The sequence below is a fragment of the Streptomyces sp. NBC_01508 genome, assembly GCF_045040315.1.
GTDB lineage: Bacteria > Actinomycetota > Actinomycetes > Streptomycetales > Streptomycetaceae > Streptomyces.
Map to the genome: position 1 here is coordinate 4,867,581 of NZ_CP109419.1, position 23,309 is coordinate 4,890,889.

General features: G+C 71.6%; 20 protein-coding genes and 1 pseudogene. 13 read left to right on the top strand and 8 right to left on the bottom strand.

Annotated elements, in window-relative coordinates; all coding sequences use genetic code 11:
- Positions 1 to 13: 13 nt before the first annotated feature.
- From OG700_RS22760 to OG700_RS22770, 3 genes are all read right to left on the bottom strand, one after another.
- A complete protein-coding gene (locus OG700_RS22760; protein ID WP_405616387.1) occupies positions 14 to 1,681 on the bottom strand; it encodes a transporter in 1,668 nt (555 codons plus the stop codon).
- Positions 1,678 to 2,577: an ABC transporter ATP-binding protein gene (locus OG700_RS22765; protein WP_405616389.1), complete on the bottom strand. Its 900-nt coding sequence runs from the start codon at positions 2,575 to 2,577 to the stop codon at positions 1,678 to 1,680. Before OG700_RS22765 ends, OG700_RS22760 begins: the two co-directional genes overlap by 4 nt.
- Positions 2,578 to 2,650: 73 nt before the next feature.
- Positions 2,651 to 3,349, bottom strand: a complete 699-nt coding sequence (locus OG700_RS22770; protein ID WP_405616391.1) for a bifunctional DNA primase/polymerase — start codon at positions 3,347 to 3,349, stop codon at positions 2,651 to 2,653.
- Between the two features lie 316 nt (positions 3,350 to 3,665).
- Between OG700_RS22770 and OG700_RS22775 the strand changes: the two genes are divergently transcribed.
- The 3 genes from OG700_RS22775 to OG700_RS22785 all read left to right on the top strand — a co-directional run bounded on the left by OG700_RS22775 (position 3,666) and on the right by OG700_RS22785 (position 8,055).
- On the top strand, positions 3,666 to 5,048 hold the full coding sequence (locus tag OG700_RS22775) for a transcriptional regulator (RefSeq protein ID WP_405616393.1): 1,383 nt from the start codon (positions 3,666 to 3,668) through the stop codon (positions 5,046 to 5,048).
- Positions 5,049 to 5,332: 284 nt separating this feature from the next.
- Entirely contained in the window at positions 5,333 to 7,069 is a 1,737-nt protein-coding gene (locus OG700_RS22780; RefSeq protein ID WP_405616395.1) for a hypothetical protein, read from the top strand.
- A 14-nt stretch (positions 7,070 to 7,083) separates the two neighbouring features.
- Positions 7,084 to 8,055 (top strand): threonine/serine dehydratase, encoded by a 972-nt coding sequence (locus OG700_RS22785; RefSeq protein WP_405616397.1) that lies wholly within the window; start codon positions 7,084 to 7,086, stop codon positions 8,053 to 8,055.
- Between the two features lie 86 nt (positions 8,056 to 8,141).
- Here the strand turns inward: OG700_RS22785 and OG700_RS22790 are convergent, their stop codons facing one another.
- Positions 8,142 to 9,446, bottom strand: a complete 1,305-nt coding sequence (locus tag OG700_RS22790; RefSeq protein WP_405616398.1) for an ABC transporter substrate-binding protein — start codon at positions 9,444 to 9,446, stop codon at positions 8,142 to 8,144.
- A gap of 87 nt (positions 9,447 to 9,533) precedes the next feature.
- Between OG700_RS22790 and OG700_RS22795 the strand changes: the two genes are divergently transcribed.
- From OG700_RS22795 to OG700_RS22805, 3 genes are all read left to right on the top strand, one after another.
- A complete protein-coding gene (locus OG700_RS22795; protein WP_405616400.1) occupies positions 9,534 to 10,067 on the top strand; it encodes a hypothetical protein in 534 nt (177 codons plus the stop codon).
- 104 nt (positions 10,068 to 10,171) lie between these two features.
- A complete protein-coding gene (gene purU / locus OG700_RS22800) occupies positions 10,172 to 11,068 on the top strand; it encodes a formyltetrahydrofolate deformylase (RefSeq protein WP_405616402.1) in 897 nt (298 codons plus the stop codon).
- 226 nt (positions 11,069 to 11,294) lie between these two features.
- Positions 11,295 to 11,555: a hypothetical protein gene (locus OG700_RS22805; RefSeq protein ID WP_405616404.1), complete on the top strand. Its 261-nt coding sequence runs from the start codon at positions 11,295 to 11,297 to the stop codon at positions 11,553 to 11,555.
- A gap of 71 nt (positions 11,556 to 11,626) precedes the next feature.
- Here OG700_RS22805 and OG700_RS22810 read toward each other — a convergent pair whose 3' ends face one another.
- Both OG700_RS22810 and OG700_RS22815 read right to left on the bottom strand, forming a co-directional pair.
- Positions 11,627 to 13,108, bottom strand: coding sequence for a maleylpyruvate isomerase N-terminal domain-containing protein (locus OG700_RS22810; protein WP_405616406.1), 1,482 nt, complete (start codon positions 13,106 to 13,108; stop codon positions 11,627 to 11,629).
- Positions 13,105 to 13,686, bottom strand: a complete 582-nt coding sequence (locus tag OG700_RS22815) for a sigma-70 family RNA polymerase sigma factor (RefSeq protein ID WP_405616408.1) — start codon at positions 13,684 to 13,686, stop codon at positions 13,105 to 13,107. Before OG700_RS22815 ends, OG700_RS22810 begins: the two co-directional genes overlap by 4 nt.
- Positions 13,687 to 13,988: 302 nt before the next feature.
- Here OG700_RS22815 and OG700_RS22820 point away from each other — a divergent pair, with 302 nt between their 5' ends.
- From OG700_RS22820 to OG700_RS22830, 3 genes and pseudogenes are all read left to right on the top strand, one after another.
- The gene (locus OG700_RS22820) at positions 13,989 to 14,363 is read left to right on the top strand and encodes an STAS domain-containing protein (RefSeq protein WP_405616410.1); all 375 of its coding nucleotides are present in this window, start codon (positions 13,989 to 13,991) and stop codon (positions 14,361 to 14,363) included.
- 90 nt (positions 14,364 to 14,453) lie between these two features.
- A complete protein-coding gene (locus OG700_RS22825) occupies positions 14,454 to 14,966 on the top strand; it encodes an EF-hand domain-containing protein (protein ID WP_405616412.1) in 513 nt (170 codons plus the stop codon).
- A gap of 487 nt (positions 14,967 to 15,453) precedes the next feature.
- Positions 15,454 to 15,873: pseudogene (locus OG700_RS22830) on the top strand (ATP-binding protein); the annotation flags it as partial.
- A 217-nt stretch (positions 15,874 to 16,090) separates the two neighbouring features.
- On the opposite strand, the gene OG700_RS22835 reads toward OG700_RS22830, so the two are convergent.
- Positions 16,091 to 17,137, bottom strand: a complete 1,047-nt coding sequence (locus tag OG700_RS22835) for a GlxA family transcriptional regulator (RefSeq protein ID WP_405621894.1) — start codon at positions 17,135 to 17,137, stop codon at positions 16,091 to 16,093.
- A gap of 85 nt (positions 17,138 to 17,222) precedes the next feature.
- Between OG700_RS22835 and OG700_RS22840 the strand changes: the two genes are divergently transcribed.
- Positions 17,223 to 18,587: an MFS transporter gene (locus OG700_RS22840; RefSeq protein ID WP_405616414.1), complete on the top strand. Its 1,365-nt coding sequence runs from the start codon at positions 17,223 to 17,225 to the stop codon at positions 18,585 to 18,587.
- A 46-nt stretch (positions 18,588 to 18,633) separates the two neighbouring features.
- Positions 18,634 to 20,004: an MFS transporter gene (locus tag OG700_RS22845; RefSeq protein ID WP_405616416.1), complete on the top strand. Its 1,371-nt coding sequence runs from the start codon at positions 18,634 to 18,636 to the stop codon at positions 20,002 to 20,004.
- Between the two features lie 7 nt (positions 20,005 to 20,011).
- On the opposite strand, the gene OG700_RS22850 is transcribed toward OG700_RS22845, so the two are convergent.
- Positions 20,012 to 21,172 (bottom strand): flavin-containing monooxygenase, encoded by a 1,161-nt coding sequence (locus tag OG700_RS22850; protein WP_405616418.1) that lies wholly within the window; start codon positions 21,170 to 21,172, stop codon positions 20,012 to 20,014.
- A 149-nt stretch (positions 21,173 to 21,321) separates the two neighbouring features.
- On the opposite strand from OG700_RS22850, the gene OG700_RS22855 reads away from it, so the two are divergent.
- Together OG700_RS22855 and OG700_RS22860 are read left to right on the top strand one after the other, a co-directional pair.
- Positions 21,322 to 22,392: an ATP-binding cassette domain-containing protein gene (locus OG700_RS22855; protein WP_405616420.1), complete on the top strand. Its 1,071-nt coding sequence runs from the start codon at positions 21,322 to 21,324 to the stop codon at positions 22,390 to 22,392.
- Positions 22,389 to 23,186 (top strand): ABC transporter permease, encoded by a 798-nt coding sequence (locus OG700_RS22860; protein ID WP_405616422.1) that lies wholly within the window; start codon positions 22,389 to 22,391, stop codon positions 23,184 to 23,186. Before OG700_RS22855 ends, OG700_RS22860 begins: the two co-directional genes overlap by 4 nt.
- Positions 23,187 to 23,309: the final 123 nt, after the last annotated feature.

Genomic DNA, 23,309 nt, shown 5'->3' on the forward strand with positions numbered 1-23,309 from the left:
CCCACGCCGCGCTTCAGCCCTTGCTCACCGCCGTCAGGATCTCCGGCAGCCTCGACGCCGTCTGCGGCGCCGCCACCCGCACCCCGGCCCACGCGATCAGCGCGCCGTACGCCGTGCCCACCGGCAGCACCAGCCATGTCAGGCCGTCCGCGCCCGACACATGCAGGCCGATCGTCAGCCCGATCACCGGCGCGCACAGCAGCGCGCCGCCGAGCATGCCGCCGAGGATCGAGATCCACGCGAGCCCGGCCTGTCCCGGCGCCACGTTCTTGTACGCGCTGTCCTGCGGGATCGAGTACGGGAACCGCGCCGACGCCACCGCGCCCGTCGCCATCATCGCGCCGAGCAGCGCGAAGGACAGCCCGAGCGCTTCGGGCAGTGCCCGCCAGTCGCCGAGCAGCGCGGCCGTCCCGACCGTCACCAGCGCCGAGTACGGCAGCGTGATCACCAGCAGCGCGAACGCCCGCGCCCGCAGCTCCAGATACGCGTCACGCGTGGAGGAGATCGTCAGGGCCACCATCCAGAACGCGGAGGTGTCCTGCCCGAACTGGTTGTACATCTGGATACCGAGCATCCCCGCCGCGAAGCACGCGAGGTAGATCGAGCCGTTGCCCTGGAGGGCGTTCACCAGCGGCACGATCAGTCCGATCGCCAGCGAGGTGATCCACGCCGCCTTGGTCTTGGGGTCGCGCCACACGTACCGCAGGCTGCGCAGCATCACCGTGCCCGTACGCCCGTCGGGCAGCAGCCGGCCCAGGCCGGACGCGGACTCCTTGCGGGCGGCCGGTCCGGCGGCGGCGATCGTCGAGCCGTCCGGGGCGGTCATCAGCTTCACGAGCGACCGCTGCCACGAGTACATGAGCGCGGCCAACGCGGCCAGCGACAGCAGCAGTTGCAGGGCGGCCCGCCCGTACGCGCCGTCGCTCACCGAGTCCACCGCGCCGATCGCCGACGCGGGCGGCAGCCACCGTACGACGTCCGCGACCGGGGCGAGCGCCGACAGCCCGCCCGCCTCGCTGAGCTTCTGCACACCGAAGTTGACGAACTGGATGCCGACAGCGATCACCAGACCGCTCAGTACGGCCAGGTCCCGGCCCTTGCGCGAGGTCAGCAGCCGGATGTTCGCCGCGGCGACGGCCCGCGACAGCGCCACGCACACCAGCAGGACCAGCGGTACGACGACGACCGACAGCGCCACCGCCGCGCCGCCGTGCGCGACGGCGATCGCGGACCCCAGCACCAGACAGAGCGTGAACAGCGGCCCGATACCGACCAGGGACGCGGCGAGCAGCGCACCGATCAGCGCCCGGGGCCGCAGCGGCAGCATCACCAGCCGGCTCGGGTCGAGCGTCTCGTCGCCGCTGGGGAAGAACAGCGGCAGCATCGCCCAGCCGAGGGCCACGAGCGCGGTCAGTACGACGACGAGGATGCCCGCGCCGGCGTTCCCGCGCAGCAGGATCAGGCCCAGGAGCTGGCCGGCGGCGATGAGCAGGGCGAGGACGACGGAGACGACGTACGCGGCGGTACGGCCGGAGGACTGGCGGAGCCCGTTGCGCAGCAGCGACAGCTTCAGCCGTACGAAGACGGGCGCGAGGGCGCGGGTGCCCAGGGTGACCACGGGCGTCGTACCCGATCCGACAGGCCCGGCCGTGCTCGTCGTCCCCGACAGGCCCGCGCTCATCGGGCACCGCCCAGCCAGTCCAGGGACTCGCCGGTGTCCCGGCCCTGAGCGCCGACCAGTTCGAGGAACGCGCTCTGGAGCGACGGCGCGTCGCCCCGTACCTCCGCGAGCGTCCCCTGCGCGCGGATACGGCCCGCGGCCATCACCGCGACCCAGTCGCACAGCGACTCCACGAGCTCCATCACATGACTGGAGAAGACGACGGTCGCGCCGGAATCGGTGTAGCGCTCCAGAACACCGCGGATCGTCTGCGCCGACACCGGGTCGACGCCCTCGAACGGCTCGTCCAGGAACAGGACTTCGGGGTTGTGCAGCAGCGCCGACGCCAGGCCGATCTTCTTGCGCATACCGGTCGAGTAGTCCACGACGAGCTTGTGCTGCGAGCCCGCCAGGTCCAGTACGTCGAGGAGCTGCGTGGCGCGTTTGTCGACCTCGTCACCGGGCAGCCCCCGCAGCCGGCCGGTGTATCCGAGGAGTTCGCGCCCGGACAGCCGCTCGAACAGGCGCAGCCCCTCGGGCAGTACGCCGATCCTGGCCTTGACCGCGACCGGATCGCCCCAGACGTCGTGCCCGGCGACCTGGACGCGGCCCATGTCGGGCCGCAGCAGGCCGGTCACCATGGAGAGCGTGGTGGTCTTGCCCGCGCCGTTCGGGCCGACGAGACCCACGAACTGGCCGGCGGGCAGATCGAGATCGATGCCGGCGACGGCGACCTGCTCGCCGAAGCGCTTCCACAGCCCCTCGACCCGGACGGCGGGCGGAGCCGCCGTACTCGCCCCGCCCGCCGGGTCCGCCGCGCCCGCCGGGTCCGCCGGGTCCGTCCCGCCCGCCGGGTCCGGTGCCACCGCCGCCCGCTCCGTCTGCTCCGCCGCTCGGTCCGGTACGTGATCCGGCATGCCGCACTGCCCTTCGGGTGGCCTTTTCGAGATGTCGAGGGAACCCACCATATGGCTGCGGCTTACACGCGCCTCAGGCCCGCCGGTCGGCCCGTGCCGCCGCCGCGTCCCGGCCGCAGGCGTACGCCAGCGGGGGGATCAGCTCCTCGGCCTCCGGCAGCCAGCGGTTCGCCGGGGTGGGCCGCCGCGCCCACTGCACGGCGCCGGCTCCGCCGACCCGGGTCGGCGGAGCCGCCACGTAGTGCCCCTCGCCGCGCGCCACCAGATCGATCGCCGACGCCGACCAGCCCAACTTCCTTACGAGGCCGTCCACCTTGAGCGAGCCGCCCGCCAGTACGAAGAAGAGCATCCGGCGGTCGGGGGTGCGGGCGACGGGGCCGAGCGTCATCTCCATCCGCTCCATCCGCGCGAGCGCCAGGAACCCCGCCGACTCCGGCACGTCGAGGGCGTCGAACGTGCGGCCCGTCGGCAGCAGGATCGAGGAGCTGGGCTGCTTCGACCACAGCCTGCGCGCCGCGGCGCCGCTGCCCGTCGCCTGCGTCGCCCAGTCCGGCCTCGTCGGATGCGCCCCGGGGGTCGGGCAGTCGGCGCGCTCGCACGAGCACCGCTCCGTGCCGTCCACCGCCTCCAGCCAGCTGCCGGGGAACACGTCCCAGTGCCGCTCCTCCGCGTACCGTACGGCGCTGTCCAGCAGCAGCTCGCCTCGCTGCTTGGGGATCTGCGCGGCGTCCGTGACGCCCGTCACTCCGATGGTCTTGTCCACGAAGAACACAACTCCCGCCCGCACCTACGGTTACGGGCCCGCGGCCCGTTGCGAAGGCGCATCGATCCCGCACGCGGGGCGCACTGGTGCATCGGTGGGGGCGCGCGCCAGGTTGCGGCGTATCGGTGGGTAACCACAACCGGTGACCGGGGGTTGCCAACGGGGAGGCGCGAGGCGTGAGCGGATCACACATATCTCGGTGCCAAGCGGGCGGCGTTTCCCGAAAGTTACCGAAGATTGCTGATTTCGACCATCGCACGCATTTACTGCGTTTCCGCCGGGCAGTGATCACTCAGTCGATCACTGCGGCCACAGGGGGTATCCATTGGCAGCCAGGCCTCTCGTCGCCCGTCAGCCGAACGAACGGCTGCAAACACTCATCCAGGAAGCCGGCTGTTCCAATGCCGGACTCGCCCGTCGGGTCAACATGGTCGGTAACGAACGCGGCCTCGACCTGCGCTACGACAAGACATCCGTGGCCCGCTGGCTGCGCGGCCAGCAGCCGCGCGGCCGGGCCCCCGGGATCATCGCCGAGGCGCTGGGCCGCAAGCTTGGACGCACGGTCACGATCGACGAGTTGGGGATGGCCAACGGCAAGAATCTCGCCTCGGGCGTCGGCCTCCAGTTCTCGCCGACGGTCGTCGGCGCGATCGAGCAGGTCTGCGAGTTGTGGCGCAGCGATGTGGGCAGGCGTGACTTCCTGTCCGGATCGGCGGTCGCGTCGTCGGCCCTCGTCGAGCCGAGCAGGGACTGGCTGATCACCGGCCCGGACACCTCGGTGGCGCGCAGCACCGGCGCCCGGGTGGGTGATTCGGACGTGGCGGCGGTCGCCGCCATGACGGCCGCCCTGGTCGAGCTGGACCACCGCTTCGGCAGCGGCCATGTCCGCCCGGTCGTCGTGCACTATCTGAACAGCGTGGTGTCGGGCCTGCTTTCGGGGTCGTACCGAGAATCGGTCGGCCGCAGACTCTTCGCCGCCGTCGCCCGGCTCACCGAGCTGGCGGGGTACATGGCGGTGGACACCGGCCAGCCGGGCCTCGCCCAGCGGTACTACATCCAGGCGCTGCGGCTCGCGCAGGCCGCGGGGGACCGCGGCTACGGCGGGTATGTGCTCGCCGCGTCCATGAGCCATCTCGCGGCCCAGCTCGGAAACCCGCGCGAGATCGCCCAGTTGGCGCGGGCCGCGCAGGAAGGGGCGCGCGGGCAGGTCACCCCGAGGGCGCAGGCCATGTTCCTGGCCGCCGAGGCGCGGGGGCACGCGCTGATGGGCGACGTGGGCCAGTGCCAGGCCGTCGCGGGCCGGGCGCTCACCGCGCTGGAGCACGCGGATCCGGAGGCCGACGACGACCCGGTGTGGATCACGCACTACGACCAGGCGTATCTGGCCGACGAGTTGGCGCACTGCTACCGCGATCTGGGTCAGCCCGACGCGGCGGCGCGGCACGCGTCCGACTCGCTGTCCGGACACCCGGAGTCGCGGGCGCGACGGCGGGCCATCGCGCTGGTCCTGCTGGCCACGGCGCAGGTCCAGCAGCGCGAGGTGGAGGAGGCGTGCCTCACGGGCACGCGGGCGGCGGAGCTGCTCGGCTCGCTGCGGTCCAGCAGGGGGGCGGAGTATCTGGACGATTTCCAGCAGCGATTGGAGCCGTACGGCACGGAGCCCGCGGTGCGGGAGTTCAGTGCCCGGCTGGAGACGCAGGCCGCATGACACGGCTTTGCTACAACTTCCGCCGGGGGCACGGCTGTCCGGTGGTCGCGCGGTCGTCGTGCGGTGGTCGTAGGGCGGTTGTACGGCCACCGGACGGCCGTTGTGCGGTGTGCCGGGACCGGCGAGTTGCCGGTGGGGCGGGGTGCGGCCGGTCCGAGTGATCGGGGTCACCGACAAGTGTCCTGAACGTGGAGGGTTGCGGCTGGTTCCGGGTGCGTAGCAGGGCTCCTGATTCACCCGGTAGCGTGAACTGACGATTCCGTAGGTCCACACTAGGAGTCCCGGTGACGCAAAGCGGACAAAGGGACGAGTCGCAGTCGCCTGCCGCTCGGCCCGCGCACGAAGGCATCGTGCTGCCCGCCGACGGCGGTCCCCCCTTGATCCCCGGCGCCCCGGCCGACCAGTCCGCCCCGGCGGGCGGGCAGCCGTGGGGGCAGCCGTGGGGTCCGGGGGCGCCACAGCCGGAGCCGCAGGGGCAGCAGCCGTCGCCGCACCAACTGCCCCCGTCGCAGGCGCAGCCACCCGCGCAGGCGCCTCAGCAGGGCGCGTACGGGTCGTACGGAGGCGGCGGTTACGGCTCTCCGCAACCGCCCCAGCAGCAGTACCAGCCGCCTCAGCAACAGCCTCAGCTGCCGCAGCAGCCGTCTCACCAGCTGCCTCCGCAGCAGCAGTACCAGGGGCAGCAGTCCCTGCCGCCCGCGCAGTCGTACGGTGCGCAGCCGCTGCCGGCCGAGACACCGCTCCCCGGCGGACCGGGCGTACCGGGCGGACACGGCGTACCCGGCGGCAGCGCGGACGCGACGCAGTATCTGCCGCCGGTGCCCGCCGCCGGCGCGGCCGACGCCACGCAGTACATACCGCCGGTGCCGCAGTACCAGCAGGGCCAGAGCCCCGGCGGGCTGCCGCCCGAGCTTCCCCCCGAATCCACCCAGTACCTGGGCGCGCATCAGCCGCCCCAGCAGCCCCAGGCGGCTCAGCCGCCCCCGCCCGCCCAGGCCACCTCGGACGCGGACGCCACGCAGTTCATCGCGCCCGTCCCCCCGCAGGGCGGCCCGGACAACATCCCGGCCGCGCCCCCCGGCGCGCCGTTCGGCATCAGGCCCGGCGCCCCCGAGGACCGCCGCCCGCCCGCCGAGTTCGACAGCCTCTTCCGTACGGAGGCCCCCGGCGCGGGTCCCGTGCCGGACGAGACGCAGCAGATGCCGCACTTCGACCCGGCCGCGGGTCCGGGCCGTGGCGGCCCGCAGGGCCACGGACAGCAGGGCCACCCGCGACAGGGGCCACAGCAGGGGCAGGGGTACGGCCAGGGACACGGCCAGGGCGGCGCACCGCCGCCGTACGCGCAGCCGCCACGCGGCCCGCAGGAGCCACCGAGCCGGTCGGGCGGACGCCGCAAGTCCTCACCGATCCCGCTGATCGCCGCGGTCGTCGTCGGCTGCGCCGTCCTCGGCCTCGGCGCGGGCTGGCTGATGAGCGGGGACGACTCGAAGAAGCAGGACAACAACCAGACGGTGTCGGCGGAGAGTTCGCCGTCGGGCCCGGGCGGCGACGAGAAGCCCGTCGACCCCGCCAAGCCGCAGGCCGAGGAGCTGGACAAGCTCCTCGCCGAGAGCAACGACAGCCGGGCGGCGGTGATCAGCGCGGTCGAGTCCATCAAGACCTGTTCGAACCTGGACAAGGCCGTCACCGACCTCCAGGGCGCGGCCGAACAGCGCCGCGACCTGGTCTCCCGGCTCAAGGACCTGACCCTCGACAAACTGCCCCGGCACGGCGAGTTGTCGTCCTCGCTGACCGAGGCGTGGCAGGCGTCCGCGTCGGCGGACGACCACTACGCGACATGGGCGGCCGAGGCGAAGACGAAGAAGGGGTGCAAGGGCGGCAAGGCCCGTACGACGAAGGCGGCGTCCGAGGGCAACCACGCGAGCGGCGAGGCGACGGCGGCGAAGCAGAAGGCGTCGGGCCTGTGGAACGGCATCGCGTCCAAGTACGGCCTCACGGCGCGCGCCCCGACGGAGCTGTGAGGGAGAGGTTCGCGGTGAGGCTGGACCTCGCGAGAATCCTTCTCGCCCGCACCCGGATCGATCCGTTGTTCCGGGACACACCGCAGTACGAATGCGAGCCTCTGGGCGAGGCGCTGGGCTGCCGCCTCGTCCTGAAGGTGGAGACCCTGAACCCCGTCCGCTCGTTCAAGGGCCGAGGAACGGAGACCGTACTCAACCGTCTTCAGGAAACAGGTACCGCGAACGCCGTCGTCTGCGCGAGCGCGGGCAACCTCGGCCAGGCGCTCGCCTTCGGCGGCCGGTCGCGTGGAATCGGTGTCACGGTCGTCGCGTCGTCGGCGGCCAACCCGCTGAAGATCGCGCGAATGAAATCGCTCGGCGCCGATGTGGTCCTGGTCGACGGGGAAATCGAGGCGGCCCTCGACACCGCCACCCGGATCGCCACGGACACCGGCGCGTTCCTGGTCGAGGACAGCAAGGACATCGCGACCTGTGAGGGAGCGGCGACGATCGGTGTCGAGCTGGCGGAACTGCCCGGCGAACTCGACGCGGTAGTGGTCTCGTTGGGCGTCGGCGCGATGGCGTCAGGTGTGGGCTTCGCCCTGAAGAGTCTGCGCGGGGCCACCGAGACCATCTGCGTCCAACCCGAGAACGCCCCGGCGATGACACTGGCACTGCGGGCGGGCCGGCCGGTCGAGGTCGGAATCCCGCACACCATCGCCGACGGAGTCGCGGGCCGCTACGTCCTGCCGGAGGTGCTCGACGACCTCGCGTCGGTCGCGGCCGACGCGGTCCTGGTAACCGAGGCCGCCATCATCGAGGCGATGCGCCTCATCCACGTCCACGCGGGCCTGGTGGTCGAACCGGCCGCGGCACTGGGAGTCGCCTCGATCCTGGAGTCCGCCGGCCGGTTCGACGGCAGAACCGTCGCGACAATCCTGTGCGGGAGCAACGTGACCCCGACGGATTTCGACCGCTGGACCCGGGGCGAGGGCCGGGGCCGGTAACGATCAGCCGGAGAGGGCCGGTTGGCGCGCGGGGGTCGCTGTCGCCGCCGGGTGAGATCAACCGTTCCCGGACACTGGCGCGCCCCCTACACGCCGGACCCCGCGTCGCTCAGCGTCCCGCGTACGTCGACGAAGCCGTTCCGCAGTGCCACCAACTGGCCGTGGCGCACCACCTGGAAGGTCACCTCGCTGTTCACGATGCGCGGGAAGCCGGGGAAGCCCAGCATGTCCTCGTAGCGCCAGCGCAGTGTGGGGGTGAGGCCGCCCGTGTCGACCTTCGCGCCCTTGTCCAGCGCGTGCGAGAACGTGCCCGAGGAGATCGTGTCCCGGTCGATCGACTCGATGACCGACTGGAGGGCGGTGTACGCGATCCAGGTCGTCTGCACGCCGGGGTCCGCCGGGTCGATGCTGTCGTCGTCGAACGCGTGCGTGCGGATCACCTCCCGCATCGGCTGCCAGGCCGGATCGTTCGCCTGCGGGTACCAGCCGGTGACGTACGCGCCCTCGAAGAGGCCCTGCGAGCCGCCCGTGCGGTCCACCAGGGGCTGGCCGACGCTGCCGAGCACCGAGGAGATGCGGACGGGCCGGCCGGTGTCGGGCAGGCGCCGGTAGGAGTCGAAGAACGTCTCCGTACGGTCGCCGAGCACCGCCGTGACGCAGCCGTCGCCGGCCGCGTTCTCGCGTGCCCGCTCCGCCGAGCCGGTGTAGTCGGTGGCGTCCTCGGCCGCGCGGATGTCCGTCGCCTTCTCCCCCTTGCCGTCGCCCTTGCCCTTGCCCTTGCTCAGACCGGAGTTGAGCAGTTCCGGCATCGCGTCGCCGGTGATCGTGTCGGGCCGCACGATGGAGACCCGGCCGCACTCCCCGGCCAGCTGCATGCCGTTGCCGGCCAGGAGCGCCGCCTGGCCGCCGTTGACCGGGTACGAGACGAAGCTGGAGAACTCCCGCTCGGCGATGCCGTAGCCGCCGAGGTAGGGGATCCCGGCCGCCTCCAGCGGCGCGAGGAAGGCGTCGCCGTGCTGGCTGTACGAGCCGACGACGGCCGTGACGTCCTTCTCGGCCGCCAGCCGCGCGCAGTCGGCCGCGCCCGCCGAGGTGTTGCGCTCGTTGCAGGTGAGCACGCGCAGCTCGTGGCCGTCGATCCCGCCTGCCGCGTTGACCTGGCGCGCGTACGCCTTGGCCATGGCCGGCATGCCCGGCATGTTCGTCGCGGCGGTGCCCTCGGGCGCCCACGTCATCACGGTGACGGGCTCCCTGGAGCCCCCCGGGCCTCCAGGGAATACGCCACATCCGGTGACCACCGACGCCCCGGCCGTCACCGTGCACAGGACACGGACCGCCGGATTCCGGCGGAAGGGGCGGGGGGAGGAGGAGCGCTGCTGCCTACCGGTCATGTATCCGCACACTTCCGGCCTATGGGTAACTGCCAGGTGGCGCTTGTCCAACCGCGCATGACCACACGGTGAATTGCGGGGGGCCACATGATCGCCTTCCGGAGGACCGTACGATCAACTGCTGTGCAGCAAGGTTCGGAGAACTCTTCCCGTCGCGGCCGTCGCTCCTCCACCATGGGCGGCATGCCGCTCAATGACATTCCCTGGTGGCGCTGGCGCAGCAATGTGCGCTCGGCGCTGCACATGCTTTCCGATCCCGTCTTCCACCAGGAGTTCTGGCTGGCCGGCCGAGAGGGGTACGGCGACGTCACCGACGCCGTGTACCGGCTGGTCGAGGACACCTGGCTGGACAACTGGTCCGCGGAGAAGTACGTCGGAACGATCTTCCGTGACTCCGGCGAGGCCGCGCTGGTCGACGTCGCCGTCCTGCGGGTGCTGCGGATCATGCACCAGGTGGGGCCGGACGCGCCGATCTCGGTGTATCTGGAGCATCACGGCTGGGCGGAGGCGGTACGGGCGGCCCGCGAGGCGCATGTCAGGCTGGCCGTCAACGACGGCGAGGACCCGGACACGGTGCCGCGCTCGCTGGACGTGCTGCGGATCCTGACGCGGTCCGCCTGACCTGACGCGGTCGGCCCGACACGGCGGGGGCCGTCGCGCCCGGTGCGGTCCGCCTGACGGTCACGACCGGCCCGCGCGGGTCCCGTGTGGGATCCTCTGGGGTCATGAGTGCCCCGCAGCAGCCCGCCGCCCAGGCCGACCGGCCCGCCCTGTCCGACCAGTACGTCCTGACGCTGTCCTGCCCGGACAAGCAGGGCATCGTGCACGCCGTGTCCAGCTATCTGTTCATGACCGGGTGCAACATCGAGGACAGCCAGCAGTTCGGCGACCGCGACACCGGTCTCTTCTTCATGCGGGTCCACTTCTCGGCCGAGGTGCCGGTGACCGTGGACAAGCTGCGGGCGAGCTTCGCGGCCGTGGGGGACTCCTTCCGGATGGACTGGCAGCTCCACCGCGCCGAGGACCGGATGCGGATCGTCCTGATGGTCAGCAAGTTCGGCCACTGTCTGAACGACCTGCTCTTCCGGTCGAGGACCGGCGCGCTGCCCGTGGACATCGCCGCCGTCGTCTCCAACCACACGGACTTCGCCGAGCTGGTCGCCTCGTACGACATCCCCTTCCACCACATCCCCGTCACCAAGGACACCAAGGCGGCGGCCGAGGCCGAGCTGCTGGAGCTGGTCCGCGCGCAGGACGTCGAACTGGTCGTGCTGGCGCGCTACATGCAGGTCATCTCCGACGATCTGTGCAAGCAGCTGAACGGCCGGATCATCAACATCCACCACTCCTTCCTGCCGAGCTTCAAGGGCGCGAAGCCGTACCACCAGGCGCACGCCCGGGGCGTGAAGCTGATCGGCGCGACCGCGCACTACGTGACGGCCGACCTCGACGAGGGACCGATCATCGAGCAGGAGGTCGAGCGCGTCGGCCACGAGGTGACCCCGGAACAGCTGGTGGCGATCGGCCGCGACGTGGAGTGCCAGGCGCTGGCCCGCGCGGTGAAGTGGCACGCGGAGCACCGGATCCTGCTGAACGGCCGGCGCACGGTGATCTTCGGATAGCCGCGCGCTGAAATGCCTCTGAAGTCCCCCCTGAAGTCCCCCTGAAGTCCCTCCTGAAGTCTCCCTGAAGCCACGCTGGTGTCCGGCTGGAGTCCGGCTGACAGGAATAAGCGCCGCCGTCGCTTTCCTTGCGCTTCCGTGCCGCCTCGTTCAGGATCATCGTGCACCGAGGAACCGCTTACTTCCGTCCGGTACGCAACCGGGCGGCGACACAGGGGAGATCAGGATGCGTAAGCGTGCGGCACTTGTGACTGCGGGGATCGCCGTTCTGGCGATCACAGGAATCAGCGCCCCCGCCCAGGCGGCGGCTCCGGGAACGTCCGTCGGCGCCCCGGCCCAGGCCGAGGCGTGGACGTACATCGGCACGTACTCCAGCAGGTCCTACTGCATCGACGCCGGTCAGCAGTATGTGCGTGAGGGCTTCAACAACTACCGCTGCGACGCCGCCCCGGGCGGCACCGGCTACTACAAGCTGTACGTGAGATAGCGGCAGCCGGATTCGGCCGCCGGCGCCGGACGGGCTCAGGCCCGTCCGGCGCCGACGGCGTCAGTCACGCCCTACAGCCGGCTCAGCGAAGCCGCCGTGAACAGTACGTCCCGGATCGCCTCGCGGTCACCGTCCTGCCCGGCCGCCGCGTCCTCCGGCGAGATGTGCCCCGCCACGAGCTGGCAGAACTCGACTCCGTCCAGTGCGACCTGGGCCACCGTGCGCTCCGCCGTGCCGACCGCGGCCGGTGAGTCGAGCGCGATGTACCAGTTCCCGCCGCCCGCGCCCTCGACCTCCAGGTGCAGCGACCGCCCCGGCGAACCCGGCACGACCAGCTGACGGGCGGGCGAGGCCAGGCCCGCGCGGCGGCGGTTCGCGAGGGCGGACGGGATCAGCTGCGCGGCGAGGTCGATCATGACGCGCAGATGCGGGCCGCTCGGCGCCGGATAGGGGTAGTCCACCGCCTCCGCGATGTCCCAGCCGTGGATCCAGCACTCGAAGGCCCGGTCGATCATCGCGTCACGCAACGGCAGGGAGAACTCGCCGTACGAGACGGAGAGTTCGGCCACCCCGCGCCCCGCGAAGGACACCGTCCTTATCAGCGTGTGGCTCTGGTCGCGCCACGGCTCGCGGATCGTGCGGGTGGGCGGCGGGTGCGCCGTACGCCAGAACGCCTCGGTCCGGTCGGTCGGCGACAGCGGCGCCGCCGCGCCCAGCGGGTCGTCGAGTCCCAGCGACGATGTCACCAGGCCGTCGACGGTCATGAGATGCCCGATGACCCCGGCCACCGTCGCCCTGCGCGCCGCGGACTCCTCCTTCTCGAACCACTTGAGCTGGAGCGGCGCGTGCCACTCCGCGTCGCCGAAGTCGCGCAGCAGCGCGTCGAGCCGGGCGGTCTCGGCGTCGTACGGGGTGGCCCACACCGGCACCGGGATACGGGCGGCCCGGCGGTCGAGGCAGTTCTCCAGCACGCGGGAACGGAGCAGCGGCGGGAGGTCCAGATTGCGGTCGGTCTGCAACAGGCCTACGGCGTCACGCAGTTTGAGGGCCTCGTCGGCGCAGGGCGCGCACTCGGTGAGGTGGTTCTCGACGTGCGTGGTCTCCTCGGACGAGCAGGCCGCCAGGGCCCAGGCGCCGAGCAGGGACTTCAGGACGGAGTGCGAGGGCGGCGGCGGATCGTGCGGATGCCGCTCACCGGTCACGTACCGCTCCTCGGGAGGGTCGGGAGGGTCGGGAGGGTCGGTCGGGTCGGCCGGCTCCTGCGGCGTGCCGCAGTCCACGCCGGAGTCCATGCCGGAGTCCATGCCGGAGTCGTTGCCCGCGCCCGCCACATCGTCAGTCTCATCCGGCTCTTCCCGCTCGCGGCTCTCCTTCGCCGCCCGAGCGGCGCGTGCGGCGCTCTCGACGGCCCGGTGCAGTACGTCCGTCGCCGGCGGCTCCAGGTCGTCGGCGGCGGCACGCTGGCCCGGTATGCGGGGGACACCGCGTACGTCCTCGGGCTCGTCCGGGCCGCCACGGTCTCCGTTCCGGCCTCCGTCGAGCGGCCCGGTCACAGCGACCGTCCGTTTCCGGGCGGCGAAGAGCCTTCCAGAAAGCGGGTGTTCGCCGACGACAGCAGTTGCAGACCGAGCCGCAGCCGGCGCCGTGCCTCGTCCTCGGTGACCCCGAGGTCGGCGGCGGCCTGCCGGTAGTCGCGGCGCTGGAAGTACGCCAGGTCGAGCGCGGCGCGCAGCGGCGCGGGCATGGAGGTGACGATGTAGTCGGCGCGTGCGGCGGCGGACGCCTCGCGGATCCGCTGTTCCAGCTCCTCCGCGCTGCCCTCTCCGCTGGCCTGGTGGGCGGCCGTCTCCAGCTGCCGCAGCCGGTTCACGGCCTGGAGGCGGGCGAGCTTGGCGATCCAGGACCGCATCGAGCCCTGCTTGGGGTCGAAGGCGTCCGGGTTCTCCCACACGTAGCCGAAGACCTCGCGGGTGATCCGGTCGGCGGCCTCGTCGTCGTCGAGCACGCGGTGCGCGAGGCTGTGCACGAGCGAGGCGAACCGGTCGTACAGCTCGCCGAGCGCGGCGGCCTCACCCCGCGCGAGCCGCTGCTGCATCCTGCGGTCCCAGCGGGGCGGTGTGTCCTTCGCCATGAGACCCCCAGCCCGTGACTGCTCCGACTGCTCCGTGACCTGACCCCGCCGCTTCGAATGTACTGGCCAGTGTCATCGAAGTGCGCCCCTTTGCGTCAAGTGCGCCCCCTGGGGCCGTCCGCGGTGGTAAAGGAATTCCCCCGGCTCGTGACCGTTGTGTTTCACAAGGTGTGTTGCAAGAGGTGTGTTTCACGAAGGAGCGGGAGGGCAGCCGCCATGACGAGGGACGATCTCCGGTGAAGGTCCGGAATCCGGAACTCCGCTACACGGGTCTCCGGGTCGGTACGAGGGAAGGTCCAGGCGTGACGCTCAAGGTGGACAAGCACGAGCACGGGCTGTGGACCGTGCTGCGGATCACCGGAGAACTGGATCTCGTGACCTCGCCCGTGGTCCGCCAGCATGTCCACGAAGCGGTCGCGGCCGGCCGGCGCGAGCTGGTGCTCGATCTGTCCGAGGTGTTCTTCTGCGATTCCAGCGGGGTGGGCGTCCTGATCGCCTCCCGTAAGTTGATGCGCTCATGCCAGGGTCGCCTGCATCTCATCCTGCCCGCCCACGGCGCGGAGGAGGGCTCGCACGTCAACCGCGTACTCGCGGCTCTCGGCGTGCGCCGCCTGTTCGAGGTCTACTCGGACGTCTCCGAGGCCGTCGACGAGGAGGCGCAGCCCCTGTCCGCCTGAGGGTGTCCTGAGGGTGCCCTGAGCGTGTGTCCGCCGGACAGACCTGTAAGCCTTCACACGGCGGCCCCCGGGCGTCGTACGCTGCCAGTCATGGACAGCGCAGAGTACGAGGGCAAGATCGCCTCCCGATTCGCCGCCTTCGACCAGGACGGCAACGGCTACATCGACCGTGAGGACTTCAGCGGAGCGGCAGCGGCACTGCTCGCGGAGTTCGGCGTCACCGCACGATGCGACAAGGGGCAGGCCCTCTACAACGGGGCCGAGGCCTTCTGGCAGGGCATGGCGGGCATCGCGGACGTCGACGGTGACCAGCGGGTCACCCGGCAGGAATTCATCACCGGCGCCGCGAAGAGGCTGCGCGACAGCCCCAAGCGCTTCGCCGAGATCGCCCGGCCCTTCCTGCACGCGGTGATCGCCATCGCGGACGAGGACGGCGGCGGTGTGACGCCGCCGGCGGCCGAGCGCGTGCTGCTCGTGCTGGGTACGGAGCCGGGCGTGGCCGCGCAGGCCGCCCGGGGGCTGGACGCGGACGGCGACGGCCGGATCACCGAGGAGGAGATCCTGACGGCGTTCGCCGCCTACTACGTGACGCCGGAGCCGTAGACCGCGAGCGGAATCCGCGAGGAGGACCGGGGGCTCCGGACCTGTTCGGCCGGGCTGGGCGGAGCCGTACCGCAGAGCGTTACCGTGTGTGACGAGACGGCGTTCGCGTAGGTCGATACCGGGTTGTGTCCTACGGGTGACCTGTCACGGGCCGGAGTCGTCGGCGGGCTCCGGTACGCTCCCTCGGGTGCGAGTGGTGGTGAGGCGCGATGGATCCGGTGTGGCCAGTACGGCGACGCCGGACCGGGGAATGCCCGCCGATCGCGCAGCACGAAGGCGCCGGGCGCGTCCTTGTTCGACTACCCGCGGAGCGCGTCGCACAGTATGCCTCAGGGGTACTCCTTCGCGAGGGAATATGCCCGAAGCGCTTGTTGCGGTGACTGTACGTCAACCATGCTGTCCCACAAGGGAATCACGTTCTGTGACCTTGTCGTGGACCTTGTCGAGGCGCGAGGCGATGTGCCCGCCGGTTCGGATGGTGTGAGCGGTGCAGGTACTTCAGATGCAGTTGGAGGTCGGGGCCGATCCGGCGGAGGTCGGCCGGGCCCGTCGATGGGCGCGGTCGCGCCTCATCGGCTCCGGAATGAACGATGACGAGCCGCTGGCGGAGACGCTGATCCTGCTGATCTCCGAGCTCGTCACCAACGCCGTGGTGCACACCGGCTGTCCGGCCGTGCTGCGGATGCTCTTCGGTTCCGGGGCCGCCGAGGCCGGGACCGTACGGGTCGAGGTCGCCGACACCAGCGCGCGTCCGCCCTGTCCGCGGCACGCGCAGGGCGAGGACACCAACGGGCGGGGCCTGGAGCTGGTCGACGGGCTCGCTGACCGGTGGGGCTGGCAGCCGGAGGGCTCGGGCAAGCGGATCTGGTGCGAGGTGGACCGGAGCGAACCGGGGGACGCGGCGCGGTACGAGCCGCCGGCCCCGGCAAGGGCGACGACCCCGGCGACGATCCCGGCGACGACACCAGCAACGACCCCGGCAGCGACACCGGGGCGGCACGGCGGGCTCGGGCGCTACACGGTGGATCTGTCGGTGGCCGGCCGTTCCGGGGACACGGACCGGGAGCGGGGCCGCGACGGGGAGCGGGACCGACCCGCCGGGGCCGACGGCGCGTCGAAGGCCGTCACGCAAGCCTGACGCCGCTGCCCTTGTCGCTGCCTTTGCCGCTGCATTTGCCGTCGACCGCGCGGAACGTCCGCCGGTAGACCGTCGGCGCGACACCCAGCGCCGCCTGGAGATGCTGGCGCATGGACTGCGCCGTACCGAACCCCGCGTCCCGCGCGATCCGGTCGACGGACAGGTCCGTCGCCTCCAGCAGATGCCGCGCCCGCTCGACGCGCTGCTGGACCAGCCACTGGCCGGGGCTGATCCCGGCCTCCTCACGGAACCGGCGCGTGAACGTCCGTACGGACATCGATTCCTGGTCCGCCATGTCCCGTAGCTGGATCGGTTCGTGGAGCCGGGCGAGCGCCCAGGCCCTGGCCGTGGTGGTGGTCGCCAACTGGGCTTCGGGGACGGGGCGTTGGATGTACTGCGCCTGGCCGCCGTCCCGGTGCGGCGGGACGACCGTACGCCGCGCGACGTCGTTGGCGATCGCCGTGCCGTGGTCGCGGCGCACGATGTGCAGACAGAGATCGATCCCGGCGGCGACCCCTGCCGAGGTCAGGACGTCGCCGTCGTCGATGAAGAGCACGTCCGCGTCGACCTTGATCCGGGGGAACGTCCGCTGGAAGTGCGCGGCCGACGACCAGTGGGTGGAGGCGGGCCGGCCGTCGAGGAAGCCGGCGGCGGCGAGTACGTAACCCCCGGTGCAGATGGAGACCAGCCGGGTGCCGGGACGCAAGTGCGCGAGAGCGGACCGGAGTTCGCCGGTGAGGCTGCCCTCCTCGTAGACCGGGCCGAGTTCGTACGAGGCGGGGATCAGCACGGTGTCGGCGGTGGCGATGGCCTCGGGGCCGTTCTCCACCATGATGTCGAAATCCGCGTTCGTACGGACCGGGCCCGGCGGGCGCAGTGAGCAGGTGATCACGTCGTACAGCCGGACGCCCCCGGTGGTCCGGGCGAGGCCGAAGATCCGCTGGGGGATGCCGAGTTCGAAGGGGAGGACCCCGTCGAGCGCGAGGACCACGACGCGGTGGCGCGGTGGTTGTTCGGCGCTGACCACTGGCATCCCGCTGCCCTTCCGTCCCGCTGTGCTGACCGTCATGGGCAAATCCCCTGGTGGTCCAGACCGGTTCTTGATATCTGTCGACTCTGTGACTGCTAAGCGTGCGACGGACCCCGCCATTCCCGACCCGACGGAGATACCTCTCTGGAACCGTGACTTCCGGCTCTTCTTCATCGCCAGGGTCGTCGCGCGCTTCGGCGACGGCATGGTGCCCGTCGCGCTCGCCGCCGGGCTGCTCGACGCCGGACACGGCGCGTCGTCCGTCAGTTTCGCGCTCGGCGCGTGGATGGTCTGCTTCGCCGGGTTCGTGCTCTTCGGCGGCGTACTCGCCGACCGGTTCACGCCGCGCCGCATGATGATCCTCGCCGATGTGATGCGGCTGGTCTGTACGGCGGGCCTCGTGGCCACATTCGCCGGGGGAGCGCCGCTGCTCTGGCTCGTGTACGCGCTGAGCGCGGTCAACGGGCTCGGCGCCGCGCTCTTCCAGCCCGGCGTGGCCAGCATGCTGCCCGTCCTGTCGCCCGACGTGCAGCGCGGCAACGCGGTGCTGCGGGTCGCCGAGTCCCTGGCCACGATGGCGGGGCCGGCGGCGGCCGGCGCGCTGGCCGGGTTCGGCGGGCCCGGCACGATCTTCGCGGTCAACGCCGCGACGTTCGGGGCCAGCGGGATCTGTCTGTTCCTGGTCCGGATGCCGACCATGAAACCGGTGCGCGGCGACTCGATGCTCGGCGAACTGATCGGCGGCTGGCGCGAGTTCCGCGCCCGGTCCTGGCTGTGGGGTGTGCTCGCGATCTACTCGGTGTACGGCGTCGCGGTGCTCGGGCCGCTGGTCCCGCTGGAAGCGGTGGTGGTCACCGAGCGGCACAGCTCGGTCATGTTCGGCCTGATGATGACCGTCCACGGGGCCGGCAACGTGGCGGGCGGGCTGCTGGCGCTGCGGCTGCGTCCGGCGCGACCGCTGTTCGCGGGGACGATCGCGCTGATCGGGGTCGTCGCGATCCTGCTGGTGCTGGCCTACGACGTCCCGCTGCCGCTGCTCGCGGCCGGGTTCTTCGTGAGCGGGGTGGGCCTGGCGTTCTGGGCGGTGATGTGGGCCACGACGATCCAGACGATGATCCCGCCCGAGGCGCTGAACCGACTCCACGCGTACGACGTGGCGGGCTCCCTGATCATGCTCGCCGTCGGCCGCGCGCTGGCGGGTCCGGTGGCGGAGACGGTCGGGATACGCGAGGTGCTGCTGGGCGGGGTGGTGGTGAACGTACTGGTCTGCGCGGCGCTGTTCGCGGCGCGCCCGATCCGCGAGCTGAAACGCGTCGGCCGCCCGCAGCCCGGTCCGGTCGAGGCCGGACCTGCGGCCGGACCCGCGGTCGGACCCGACGTCCCACCCGGGGCCAGCCCTGGTGCCGGACCTGGTGCCGGACCTGGTGTCGAATCCGACGTGGCCCGATCCTAGCGACCACTGGCCCTCGGGCCACTCGTGCGCCGTGCCCCTGCCACGGATGCTTCTTGACGTGACACAGACAGCCGAGACTCCCGCGGGAACCCCCGCCAAGGCCCCCGCGCCGCGACGGCGCCCCGGGCCGCCCCGTATCCACCGGGCCTGGTTCGTCGCCGCCGTCACCTTCGTGACGATCATCGGCGCCGCCGCCTTCGCCTCGCTGCCCGGACTGCTCATCGAGCCGCTGCACAAGGAGTTCGACTGGTCGCGCGGCGAGATCGGGTTCGCCGTCTCCGTCAATCTCGCGCTGTACGGGCTGACCGCGCCGTTCGCCGCCGCGCTCATGGACCGGTTCGGGATACGCCGGGTCGTCGCCGTCGCGCTGACCGTCATCGCGGCCGGCTCCGCGCTCACCGTCGTCATGACCGCCGCCTGGCAGATGGTCCTCTACTGGGGCGTCCTCGTCGGCCTCGGCACCGGCTCGATGGCCCTGGCCTTCGCCGCCACCGTCACCGACCGCTGGTTCGTCGCCCGGCGCGGTCTCGTCACCGGAATCCTCACCGCGGCCGGTGCCTCCGGGCAGCTCGTGTTCCTGCCGCTGCTCTCCTGGCTCGTCGAGAACCACGGCTGGCGCCCCGCCTCGATCACCGTCGCGATGTCCGCGCTGGTCGTCGTCCCGTTCGTCTGGCTGCTGCTGCGCGACCACCCGGCGGACGTGGGGCTTCCGGCGTACGGCTCCGAGGAGTTCAAGCCCAAGCCGCCGCCCGTCACCGGCGCGGCGCGGCGGGCCGTCACCGTCCTGTTCAAGGCCGCCCGCACCGGGCCGTTCTGGCTGCTCGCCGGGACGTTCGCGATCTGCGGCGCCTCCACGAACGGCCTGGTCAAGACCCACTTCATCCCCGCCGCCCACGACCACGGCATGCAGATCACGACCGCCGCCTCGCTCCTCGCGGTCATCGGCGTCTTCGACATCATCGGCACGATCGCCTCGGGCTGGTTCACCGACCGCTTCGACCCGCGCCGGCTGCTCGCCGTCTACTACGCGCTGCGCGGCGTCTCGCTGCTCTTCCTGCCGATGCTGCTCATGGCCGGCGGCCCGGACGTCCGGCCGCCGATGCTGTTCTTCATCGTCTTCTACGGTCTGGACTGGGTCGCGACCGTCCCGCCGACGATCGCCCTGTGCCGCGAGTACTACGGCGCAGACAGCGCGATCGTCTTCGGCTGGGTGCTCGCCTCGCACCAGATCGGCGCGGGGGTCGTCGCGTTCGCGGGCGGCATGGTGCGGGACGTCACCGGGTCGTACGACATGGTCTGGTACGCCTCGGGCGCGCTGTGTGCGGTGGCGGCGCTGATGGCGCTGCTGATCAGGGGCCGGTCCAAGGCCGGTACGACCGACACGGCCGGTACGACCGACACGGTCAACGCGCCTTGAGAGTTTGCTACTTCAGCGCTTTCGACTTGAGTGCCTTCGCGATCCGCTCCGCGTCCCTCGACATCTCGCGCAGCATCCCGCTGATCGGATTCGTGAAGCCCGTGAAGTACAGCCCCGGCGCCCGCTCGGACGTCCGCGCGCCGCGCACCACCGGGCACCCCCGTTCGTCCAGCACGCCGAGGTGCCCCACCAGGCCCTCCAGGGCCCGGCGGTAGCCGGTCGCGGCGATCACCACGTCGGGCGAGATCCGCGAACCGTCCGCCAGCACCACCTTGTTGTCCTCGAACGACTCGACCGCCGCGACCGGTTCGATCCGCCCCTCGCGTACCGCCGCGATCAGCCCCACGTCCTGCACCGGGATCGCGCCCTCGCGCACCCGCGAGTACAGCCCGGTGTCGGGGCGCGGCAGCCCCTGGGCCGTGAGATCGGGCACCGTGATCCTGCACATGATCTCGCCCGCCCGGTCGACCAGCCGCGTCGGCAGCCGCCGGACCAGGATGGCGGTGCGCTGCGCCGGCCAGCCCGCGGTGGAGCGGCGCACGATGTGCGGGACGGTACGGATCGCGAGACGCACCCGCGCCGCGCCGCCCTCCAGCAGGTCGACGGCGATCTCCGCGCCCGTGTTGCCGGCACCGACGACCAGGACGTCCTTGCCCGCGTACGGGCGGGGTCCGCGGTACGTACCCGCGTGCAGCAGTTCACCGCCGTACGACTCGGCCCCGGGCCAGGACGGCAGCTGCGGCGTGTGGTTGTAGCCGGTGGCGACGACGACGGCGCTGCCGGTCAGCTCCCGGCCACCGGTCGCGTGCAGCAGCCAGCTCCCGCCGTCCGCCGACCGCTCGATGCCGGTGACCTCGACGCGGGTCACGATCTCCAGGCCGTGGAAGTCCGCGTACTTCTCCAGATAGCGGACCATGTGATCCCGCGAGACCCAGCGGCCGAAGGACCGCGGCATCGGCAGACCCGGCAGCGCGGAGAGCTTGCGGGTGGTGTGCAGATGGAGCCGGTCGTAGTGACCGCGCCAAGAGGCCCCGACGGCCTCGGACTTCTCCAGCACCACGGCCCGTACGCCCTGCGCGCGCAGGGCGGCGGCGACGGCGAGACCGCCAGGTCCGCCGCCGATGACGTACACGGGGCGGTCGTTGGTGAGGTCGATGTCGCTGGCCATGGAAGCTGAGCGTAATCGAGCGGGCACTTGTTGGGTCTCGGTCAAGATGGGAATCGATTGCGAATCGGTCACGTACGGGTAAGTCCCGCGAGTGGCGGCTGAAACCGCGGTGAAAGCGGCGTGAATCCGACGCCCCGCACGCTTCCGGCATGACTACGAACCACACAGCGGCCGCGGCGCCACGCGTGCCCAGTGCGATCAGCGCGATCAGCGCGCGGGCGCTGCGCAAGTCGTACGGCGACAAACTCGTCCTCGACGGAATCGACCTCGACATCGCCGAAGGCACGGTCTTCGCGCTGCTCGGCCCCAACGGCGCCGGCAAGACGACCGCCGTCCAGATCCTCTCCACACTCATCGGCGCCGACGCGGGCGAGGTGCGCGTCGCCGGTCACGACCTGGCCCGCGAGCCCGAAGGCGTACGCGCCGCGATCGGTGTCACCGGTCAATTCTCCGCCGTGGACGGGCTGTTGACCGGCGCGGAGAATCTGAACCTGATGGCGGACCTGCGTCATCTGGGCCGTACGGAAGGCAGGCGGCGTACGGCGGAACTGCTGGAGCGGTTCGATCTCTCCGACGCGGCCGGGAAGTTGGCGGCCACCTACTCCGGCGGGATGCGGCGCCGGCTCGACCTCGCGATGACGCTGGTCGGGAACCCGCGCGTCATCTTCCTCGACGAGCCGACCACCGGCCTCGACCCGCGCAGCCGCCGCACCATGTGGCAGATCATCCGCGACCTCGTCGCCGACGACGGGGTGACCATCTTCCTCACCACCCAGTACCTCGAAGAGGCCGACCAACTCGCCGACCGCATCGCGGTGCTGGACCACGGGTCGCTGGTCGCCGAGGGCACGGCCGAAGAGCTGAAGCGGCTGATCCCGGGCGGGCACGCGCAGTTGAGGTTCGCCACCACGGCCGCGTACGAGACGGCGGTACGAGCCCTGTCCCGCACCCTCGACGACATCCCGCGCGACGACGACGCGCTCACGCTCCAGGTCCCGAGCGACGGGCGGGTGCGGTCGCTGCGCGCGCTGCTGTACCTGCTGGACGCGGAGTCGATCGACGCCGAGGAACTGTCCGTCCACACACCCGACTTGGACGACGTGTTCCTCGCCCTCACCGGACAGTCCAAGCCCGGACAGTCCAAGCCCGGACAGTCCAAGCCCAGCCGGGACACCGAGACCGCCGTCGACCCCCTGACCGAGAAGGCCGCCACCCGATGAGCACTCCGACCCATGCCGTGACCGACTCGGCGACGATGCTGCGGCGCAACCTGCGCCATATGCTGCGCTACCCGTCCCTGACGGTGATGCTGGCGGCGATGCCGGTGATCTTCCTGCTGCTGTTCGTCTACGTTTTCGGCGGCACACTCGGCGCCGGCCTCGGCGACGGGCCGGGCGGCGGCCGGAGCGACTACATCGCGTACGTGACACCCGGGGTTCTGCTCATGGCGGTGGCCTCCGTGGCCCAGGGGACCGCCATCTCGGTCGCGATGGACATGACCGAGGGCATCGTCGCCCGCTTCCGCACGATGTCCATCTCCCGCGCCTCCGTACTGACCGGGCACGTGGTCGGCAGCTTCATCCAGGCCATGATCACGATCGCGACAGTGGTCGGTGTCGCGCTGCTCATCGGGTTCCGCGCCGACGCGGGGCCGGTCGAATGGCTCGCCGCCTTCGGGATCCTGGCGATGATCACCTTCGCCTTCATCTGGCTGTCGGTCGCGCTCGGCATGGTCAGCAAGAGCGTCGAGACCGCGAGCAACCTGCCCATGCCGCTGCTCCTGCTGCCCTTCCTGGGCAGCGGATTCGCCCCGACGGACTCGATGCCGACCGGGCTGCGCTGGTTCGCCGAGTACCAGCCGTTCACCCCGGTGACGGAGGCCCTGCGCGGGCTGCTGATGGGGACGGAGATCGGCAACAGCGCCCTGCTCGCCACCGGCTGGAGCGTGGGCATCGCCCTGTTCGGGTACCTCTGGGCAAGGAAGCTCTACGACCGCGATCCCGCGCCGCGCTGAGCAGGGCGGCCCGGTGGCATGGCCGGTGGTGTCGGCAGGGTTGCGCGGCTCCTGGGCCGCACTTGTCCTTAATCGCCGGGCGGGCTGCGATCGCAGCCCGCCCGGCGGGCATCTCCGGCCTGT

Coding starts and splice junctions, on each gene's coding strand:
- OG700_RS22850 (WP_405616418.1), bottom strand. CDS start 21,172: ATGGCCAGCGACATCGACCTCACCAACGACCGCCCCGTGTACGTCATC.
- OG700_RS22835 (WP_405621894.1), bottom strand. CDS start 17,137: ATGCCAGTGGTCAGCGCCGAACAACCACCGCGCCACCGCGTCGTGGTC.
- OG700_RS22860 (WP_405616422.1), top strand. CDS start 22,389: ATGAGCACTCCGACCCATGCCGTGACCGACTCGGCGACGATGCTGCGG.
- OG700_RS22760 (WP_405616387.1), bottom strand. CDS start 1,681: ATGAGCGCGGGCCTGTCGGGGACGACGAGCACGGCCGGGCCTGTCGGA.
- OG700_RS22845 (WP_405616416.1), top strand. CDS start 18,634: ATGCTTCTTGACGTGACACAGACAGCCGAGACTCCCGCGGGAACCCCC.
- OG700_RS22795 (WP_405616400.1), top strand. CDS start 9,534: ATGATCGCCTTCCGGAGGACCGTACGATCAACTGCTGTGCAGCAAGGT.
- OG700_RS22815 (WP_405616408.1), bottom strand. CDS start 13,686: ATGGCGAAGGACACACCGCCCCGCTGGGACCGCAGGATGCAGCAGCGG.
- OG700_RS22805 (WP_405616404.1), top strand. CDS start 11,295: ATGCGTAAGCGTGCGGCACTTGTGACTGCGGGGATCGCCGTTCTGGCG.
- OG700_RS22790 (WP_405616398.1), bottom strand. CDS start 9,446: ATGACCGGTAGGCAGCAGCGCTCCTCCTCCCCCCGCCCCTTCCGCCGG.
- OG700_RS22825 (WP_405616412.1), top strand. CDS start 14,454: ATGGACAGCGCAGAGTACGAGGGCAAGATCGCCTCCCGATTCGCCGCC.
- OG700_RS22855 (WP_405616420.1), top strand. CDS start 21,322: ATGACTACGAACCACACAGCGGCCGCGGCGCCACGCGTGCCCAGTGCG.
- OG700_RS22765 (WP_405616389.1), bottom strand. CDS start 2,577: ATGCCGGATCACGTACCGGACCGAGCGGCGGAGCAGACGGAGCGGGCG.
- purU (WP_405616402.1), top strand. CDS start 10,172: ATGAGTGCCCCGCAGCAGCCCGCCGCCCAGGCCGACCGGCCCGCCCTG.